At 58.4% G+C, this 5,669-nt stretch carries 5 protein-coding genes and 4 pseudogenes; 3 read left to right on the top strand and 6 right to left on the bottom strand.

The genetic code is table 11. The annotated features are described in order from the left end of the window. Positions 1-157 precede the first annotated feature (157 nt). Complete coding sequence (locus tag P0D80_RS48445; protein WP_408295429.1) at positions 158-286, top strand: hypothetical protein; 129 nt, start codon at positions 158-160, stop codon at positions 284-286. A 348-nt stretch (positions 287-634) separates the two neighbouring features. On the opposite strand, the gene P0D80_RS48440 is transcribed toward P0D80_RS48445, so the two are convergent. Both P0D80_RS48440 and P0D80_RS48435 read right to left on the bottom strand, forming a co-directional pair. Continuing rightward, on the bottom strand, positions 635-1,516 hold the full coding sequence (locus P0D80_RS48440; protein WP_408295432.1) for an alpha/beta hydrolase: 882 nt from the start codon (positions 1,514-1,516) through the stop codon (positions 635-637). 2 nt (positions 1,517-1,518) lie between these two features. Continuing rightward, positions 1,519-2,316 (bottom strand): DUF4118 domain-containing protein, encoded by a 798-nt coding sequence (locus tag P0D80_RS48435; protein WP_408295426.1) that lies wholly within the window; start codon positions 2,314-2,316, stop codon positions 1,519-1,521. Positions 2,317-2,572: 256 nt separating this feature from the next. On the opposite strand from P0D80_RS48435, the pseudogene P0D80_RS48430 reads away from it, so the two are divergent. Further along, a pseudogene (locus tag P0D80_RS48430) lies at positions 2,573-2,937 on the top strand (IS21 family transposase); the annotation flags it as partial. 103 nt (positions 2,938-3,040) lie between these two features. Here P0D80_RS48430 and P0D80_RS48425 read toward each other — a convergent pair. Continuing rightward, on the bottom strand, positions 3,041-3,412 hold the full coding sequence (locus P0D80_RS48425) for a hypothetical protein (protein ID WP_408295423.1): 372 nt from the start codon (positions 3,410-3,412) through the stop codon (positions 3,041-3,043). Between the two features lie 19 nt (positions 3,413-3,431). Here P0D80_RS48425 and P0D80_RS48420 point away from each other — a divergent pair. Continuing rightward, positions 3,432-3,704: pseudogene (locus P0D80_RS48420) on the top strand (IS110 family transposase); the annotation flags it as partial. 262 nt (positions 3,705-3,966) lie between these two features. Here P0D80_RS48420 and P0D80_RS51995 read toward each other — a convergent pair. The 3 genes and pseudogenes from P0D80_RS51995 to P0D80_RS48410 form a co-directional block, all read right to left on the bottom strand. Beyond that, positions 3,967-4,041 (bottom strand): annotated as a pseudogene (locus tag P0D80_RS51995) (IS6 family transposase); the annotation flags it as partial. A 186-nt stretch (positions 4,042-4,227) separates the two neighbouring features. Next, positions 4,228-4,470: pseudogene (locus P0D80_RS48415) on the bottom strand (transposase domain-containing protein); the annotation flags it as partial. A gap of 621 nt (positions 4,471-5,091) precedes the next feature. Continuing rightward, on the bottom strand, positions 5,092-5,669 hold a 578-nt coding region (locus P0D80_RS48410; RefSeq protein WP_408295420.1), incomplete at its 5' end, for a hypothetical protein.

Below are 5,669 nucleotides of genomic sequence, written 5' to 3'. Positions count from 1 at the left end.
GGCTTCATGGAGGATTACTGGAGCGCACGTGGCCACACTATTGTGGTGCCCAGCTTCGGTCAGCTGAGCGACTGGTCTGCCACGCTGAAAGTGGAGATCCGGCAGCGCTGTGAGCGGCTGGCGGCCCGCCTGAAGCGGGGTGAAGCGGGGTGAAGCGGTGACGGCACTCGTCGACAGCACCGGCATGAACTTTGGCCGGGCCAGCGACTGGGATGAAAAGAAGTACGGCAGGAAGGCGGCACGCACGCCCTGGCGCAAGGTGCACTGGCGATCGATACTGACATGAACGCGCACGAGATCGCCGTCACGGACACTGAAGTGTCCAACAGCGAAGGCCTGCATGCGGTGCTGCCGGGCGAGGTACCGGTCGACCGCGTGATGGCCGACGGTGCGCACTACAGCATTGAACGCACTGAAGCCTGGTCTCGCTGCGGCGTGTTGCCGGTAATTCCGCCACCAGTTGAAGCTGCGAGGAGCCAAGCTACTTCGGGAATACATACATGCCCGGCGCGACCGAAATTTTCCGATCGCTGCCGGCCTGCGGTTCATCGGCGTGTGCGACGCCCTTTGTGCAATACGCGCTTACCGCTGTGCGCGCCAAAGCACCAGCGTCCAAAAGGAGTGATGTTCAGCATCATGTTTTCCTCGCCACGGCGGCCAACTGCCTCAGGCGCCGCGCGAGCGCCTTTGATATGACGGGCGTTGTATTGTTGCAGGACGCCGACGCCGCGGCACTCTCGCGCATGAAAAGCGCGCATTCCCGCGCGACGACCTCGCGTTCGTTGTCCGATGTGATCATATGGTACGAATCGTCGAGCCAGATAGTGCGAAGAAACGACGCCCCGACGTTCCCCACGACGTGGCGCGCGTTATGCGGGCTGGACGTCTCATCGTCAATCGCGTGAATGATGAGGCAGTCAGTGCTTATGCTCTTTAGCTTCTTGCGTACCGAATTCGCAAGTCGGCTCGCTTCGTGAAGCGCTGGCATGGCAATGGACGCGGGCCCCACTTCACTGATTCCGTCCCTCTGCATTACGCGTGCAATCTTCGAGCGCAACGCCTCGTTGCGCAGGCCATAGGGTGCGTGCTCGCGATAACGGTAGCGCGAGCGCAATGGTGTGTAATAGGCGTAGTTGAGCAGAAATCGATACCAGGGTATCGCCCAGCCGTCATAGCTGAGTGTGATCGACAACAGCACCAACGCGCGCGCGCTCGGTCGCTGTTGAGCGACGGCGGCGGCCAGCGTCGCGCCCATGGAGAGGCCGCACACCGAAACATGCCGGTGTCGCGCTGCAAGTGCGTCAAATTCGGCGACGGCTGCGCTGATCCACTGCTCCATCGGTACATGTCCGGTGCCGGCGCTGTAGCCACGAAGTTCTGGCGTGTGAGTCGCGAAGCCTTCCTCGACGAGCGCGCGAGAGAGGAACCGCAACTCCGCCGGAGAACTTGATAGGCCGTGCAAAATGAGGACAGCATGATCATTGCCCCGAGCAGCCCGAAATTGAGAGGTGCTCATGGTCAGTCTTCCGCCCGAAGGATCAGAAATTCGCCGGACGGGGTAACGAAGCGTTCGCACACACATTCGACTGCGCGCCAACCGTGTCCACTCGATAGAAAACGCATGCGGTAGTGACCGGGCACCAGGCGGTTGTTCAGACGCGCGAGATCGTCCTGATGCACTTGCGAATGCCTGGCGCCGTAAGCGATACAGGTAGTAAACGATTCGTCGTCGAGGACTCTCGCAGCCGCAGAGGTTGCCGCCGCCGCGACGAAGCTTCCGGGCGGCGCGCTCGTTGTCGGATCGAGCGCCTTGATGAGAATGAGCGATCGGTTGTGCTGCGTGATGTGATGCAGCATGCGATGCATTTCATCCGTGGCGCGACACGCGAGCAGGCGTTCGTTATCGCCACGCAGCAGCATTTCATAACGCGAGTGCGCCACCGACGCCAGCAGTTCGGCGCGATACTGCGCGCGTCTCAAGCGCTCGACCAGGGTGATAACAATAATCGTAATGATCGTGTACGAGAGCAGCAGGCGGATATCTGACGCATCGATGATGTCGATGCGTCCGTAGGGCGGGACGAACAGGTAATCCGCGAGACACAGTCCCGCCAGCATCACGCCGAGTGCGGGTGCGAGGCCGCAGTAATACTCTACGAGCATGGCGGCGATAAGAAAGGCGGTGCCCGGCATGATTGGGCCGAGCAGCGGGTGAAGTATCGATCGGATGGCGGCGGCGGTAAAAAGTGCTGCCGCCGCGATGACCCAGCGTTTGCGGCCTCGCGAAGCCCACCGTCGAGAGTTTTTGACTTGCATTCGTTTTATAAAGCGATGTGACGTTTTCCCATAAGCCGGTGATTGCGCCAGACACGTTTCTGACATTACCCGCTATCTCGGGCAAAGCTTAGTTAGACGGTAGTTTCCCTAGGTGGCATGGCGGCAAGCGGGGCACGGCGATTGGCGCATCGAGCCAGCGATTGTCCGGAATCCTGACCCACCCTACGCAGTACTTTGCGCCGAATATTGACCCACGTAGAACACTGACCTGCTCGTCAACGGGCAGGGGAACCGAGTGATCGACATGGCTATATTAAGCATCATCCGACGCTGGCACTTTCGCGATCATGTCTCGTTGCTCGAGATTGCCAAACGACTGGCGTGTCGAGAAACACGGTCCGGCGTTACACACGGGCCGGTACGGTCCTGCCGGCCTGTCGGGAACGACACAGTCCCAGCATGCTCCACGGGTTCGCGGCGAAGCTCGCAGGCTGGCTCAAGACTGAAGCTGGGCGGCCCCGCAAACAGCGAAGAACCCTCAAATAGATTCACGCGGATCTCTGCGCTCTGGGTTCCACCGGCTCCTATGATCGTGTCGCAGCGTTTGCGCGACGCTGGCGACAGGAACAGCACGAGCGGGCAAAGACGACCGGGCGCGGGATGTTAGCGGCGGTGCAAAAGCGCCATCAGATGGCGGCGCAAAGTTGAGTAGAAGCGTCAACAACAGGGGCGGTTATGGGCCGCTGTTGTTGGGTGATGGCCATCAGAATGGATCGTCGATGTCGCGAGGGTGAGGATTGTCAGGAGGCGGGCGCTGTCCGTGCAGGAGGTCATTGAGCGGAATCTGATAGTGCGCGGTGATACGCTCGCGTAGATCGTCGATGAGCTCCACGACGGCGAGCGCCTGATCTGCGGACCAGTTGTCCGGGATCGGGAAGTCCAGCCCGTGAGTGATCCCGAAGGCAGGTGCAGACGCTTGATCTCGCGCATCAAGCGCTGCATCGGTGCGCGTCTGCTGACGCGCAAGATCGAGTCGCAACAGCAGGAAGGCCGGATCATCGCCAACCTGCCGAACCTGTGGAATTTGTTCGGCAGGTGCGTTTGCGTCAAAAATGGATAGTTGCGTCCGCAACATGTGGACGCCTGGTCTTCCGAACAAAGCCGCCTGGAGTTACCGCCATCCTGCCCGCGTCAGTCCGGAAATCCAGGCCCGTCTCGAAGGTCGGGCCAAGGCCATCATCGACCGCGCCTGGGACGCCCAGGTGCGGCTGTGCCGACGATTCCGCCGGCTGACCGCGCGAGGCAAGCCCATCAACATCACGGTCGTGGCTATTGCCCGCGAACTGGCGGCGTTCATCTGGGACATCAGTCGACTGGCCATGGCGCTTGCAATACCTCGCAGCAAACCGCCCGCGGCCTGTGTGTGATTTCCCGAACAATGGAAGGAGCTTCCTGAAGGCGGCGCAGCCCGGCATCCGAGCAACCCGCGATGGTATTACGCAACGGGCATCACCAACTTGCGGCGGAAGTTAGCGGCAGGCTCATGAGGCGGACCTCTGTAATGCGGTATCTAACCCGCGGATGTCAGTGTGATCCACCGTCGAGACTTACTGCTGCGCCGCCCTCAGGAAATTCATGCGTCGATGCAACCTGGAAACCAATTTAGCGATTGACACGCAAGTCATATCAATACCAGCGAGCCGCGCAGCTGATGACCTCGGCAGGGAAGCGGTGGCTGTGATAAAGCGATTCTGTCTTCTTCATCACTTCTTCTACCGCCGCCTCCCCATTAACCTGACAGTGCCGTTTCTAGCACCTCCGATCGTCGAAACATCCAGAGTTCCATACTTCTCAAATACACGGTAAGCGCTCAATCTGGCACACGCGGAACCATATGGCCGCGTGGTAACGGTCGCGTCAATCCGGTTCGGACCAAGCGCTGTTACGCGGTCAAGCCGTAGGCTTCAAGAAGTTAAACGGTAGCAGGTCGGTAACATCGGCGTCTAATGCTCGTTGCGGCAATTCGCTGAGTACCCGTACGAGATATGCATAGGGTTCGACGTTGCACGCTCGGCACGTGAGCATCAAGCTGTAGATCATTGCGCTGGCCTTCGCACCAGCAACCGTGTCACTGAACATCCATGAGGATCTCCCCGTGCAGAATGGCCGGATGTCGCGCTCGATCACGTTGTTAATTAACCGTCCAGCCATCCCGCCGCTCTCGGCCGCCTACGCCATGAGTCAACGGAATCGCTGCGTGGCCCGTTTAGTGGACATGGTCACGAAGAACCTTCTCCGCGACCATTAACTCGCATGGGACAATCGAAATGAAGAAAATATTCCTTGTACTAATCGCTGGACTGTTCGCAACGGCCGCCTTTGCAAAAGCCGCGGCACCGAAAGCCGCAACGTCAGCCACCTCTGCCAGCCATGCAAAGAAGCTGCATCACAAGTCTACGCACACGGCGGCGGCTACCGGGCCAGCCGTGGTGCACTAGAAAAATCGCGACGGGGAAAGCGCGAGGGTTGACGGCCCATAAAAGAAGGGCGCGCCGTTCCGGCGACGCTTGCCGGAACGGCGCCAGCCTCACATTCAGCGTGGAGGCTGGGGATACAAAGTCGCGTGCGGGTTTCCCTTCTGCGTTTCACGTAGACCAGGCAAAGACGCGCTCAATGGTCCTGAGACGCTCCTCGAAGATGGCGTTGTTGAATAAATCAAAATCCGGGAAAATCGCCCCGATTTTCTGCCCGTTTCTGGTGTCTGAACCGGTGCTGATTGTTTCTCATGAGGAAGGGAGAAGACCCGGATTGGATTCATACGGAGGTAACGCAGTCTTGCGCCAAGCCGTATCTAGCAAACATTTTTCGAGTAGAAGTGATAAATTTTTCAGAATTTACCACATCAGTCGATCTTCGAGAAACACCAAACGTTGAATTCTCATTTGTGTAAGGAGGGCATGGACAGGCAGTTACATATTCAACGTAGTCATCATAAGACATAGATACCTGTGACCACGGATCGATTGCAATCTGATGCACCTCACCATGCATAGTAAAATTTGCTACGCAAAAAGCGTGATCCCCATTGGTCTCTGCCCTGTAGATCTCAATATGCATCTCGACATCCTTCAATCCACGCGAATAAAGAAAATTCTTGGCACTCAAGTGTGCAAGGGCAGCGGCCGCATACGCCATCTCGCGACAATTCCCACATGAATACTTCAAGGAAGCAGAAACGGCAGATACCGCCTTTCCCACATCAGAAGTGTCAGAAATGTGATCGCCAATGTCGCGCAGGGCGGCCACAATACTATTGTAGACTAGAGCCTGTTCTGTCAGGCCGTGCTCTGCGTGGTTTCGCGTGGCCGACTTAAGAATGACGCGACTGATAG

Origin of the sequence: Paraburkholderia sp. RL17-373-BIF-A, from assembly GCF_046030175.1 — a bacterium.
Taxonomy (GTDB): domain Bacteria; phylum Pseudomonadota; class Gammaproteobacteria; order Burkholderiales; family Burkholderiaceae; genus Paraburkholderia.
This window is presented reverse-complemented; position numbering and strand designations above follow the sequence as displayed.